At 62.4% G+C, this 1,195-nt stretch carries 2 protein-coding genes and 1 pseudogene; all 3 read right to left on the bottom strand.

From position 1 onward, the window contains the following. On the bottom strand, positions 1-80 hold an 80-nt coding region (locus AC1DY5_RS56355), incomplete at its 3' end, for a LysR family transcriptional regulator (protein ID WP_478122826.1). 43 nt (positions 81-123) lie between these two features. After that, positions 124-461 (bottom strand): annotated as a pseudogene (locus AC1DY5_RS56350) (transposase); the annotation flags it as partial. A gap of 60 nt (positions 462-521) precedes the next feature. After that, a partial coding sequence (locus AC1DY5_RS56345) for a reverse transcriptase domain-containing protein (RefSeq protein WP_478122825.1) occupies positions 522-1,195 on the bottom strand: 674 nt, incomplete at its 5' end.

The following is a 1,195-nucleotide window of genomic DNA, read 5'->3' as shown; positions in this document are numbered from 1 at the left end:
ATGCGGACGCGTTCCGCGGCACGTCGGAAGTTCAGTTCCTCGGCGACCGCGATGAAATGGCGGAGATGGCGCAGTTCAATCATCCATGTCAGGCAACAGTCCTGACCGCCACTGAGTCGTCCATGCCAAGCGGGTGATCGGCAGGGCATGGTTGCGGTCAATCATCGCTTTGCGCTCAGCATGCCGGCCTTGGTGAGCGCGCCGGATAAAAAATCATTTTCCAAGGCGAGCTGCCCGATCTTGGCGTGCAGTTCCTTCAGGTCGATCGCCGGGGGTGCCGACTCCGCACCGAACACGCTGGCGGCGCGGTCGAGTAACTGGTTCTTCCAATCGACGATCTGGTTGGGGTGCACATCGTGCAGCTTGGCCAGCTCCGCCAGCGTCTTCTCGCCCTTGATGGCGTCGAGTGCCACCTTGGCCTTGAACAGCGGCGAGTGGTTACGGCGTGGTCTCTTGCTCATGAATCGCGGTAGGGACTCTCATTGCTGAGCGCCCCCCGCACAGATCCCAGCGTGCGCAATTCACGCACTGGGCTCCCACCTTGGGTGTTTGACGGCGAACCGCCGGTCAGGCCATGGATGAAGGATTCGGGGTGGCGGGAGCCAGGCTGCAGCGATCTTCATGATCCGCTCCCACGTCATGCCGTCTTTCTGGCTGCGTCGCCGGAGCGTGCATCGCCATAGCTCGATGACGTGGTACCGGAACGCCGCGAGCGCCCGCGAGTTCGTGGGCACGGCGTGGTACGCGAAGTAGCCGGCGACCACCGCCTTCAGCCACTTGCCCTGTTCCGGAATGGCGTCGTGCATACGGGCGCGCAGCTGTGCCTTGATCTCTTGGAGTCTTGCCCTCATGCGGTCACCCCTTGTCTTGCGCTGAAGCTGGAAGGCTCCGCGACGGGTCTTGCCGCATATGAGGATGAACCCCAGGAAGGTGAAGGTTTCTGGCCTGCCCAACCGGCGCCGCTTTCGTCGTGCCGCCGCATGGCGGCCGAATTCCAGCAGTCGAGTCTTTTCCCCATGAAGTTCGAGCGAGAATTGCTCGAACCTCGCTCGCATCGCATCCCAGAAGCGCCTCGCATCGGCTTCGTGCTCGAAGCCGGCCACGATATCGTCGGCATACCGCACGACGATCACGTTGCCGGTGGCTTCTCGCCGTCGCCATTGCTGAGCCCAGAGATCAAAGACGTAGTGCAGGT

It is taken from the genome of Variovorax sp. P4_D9 (assembly GCF_056401695.1).
This window is presented reverse-complemented; position numbering and strand designations above follow the sequence as displayed.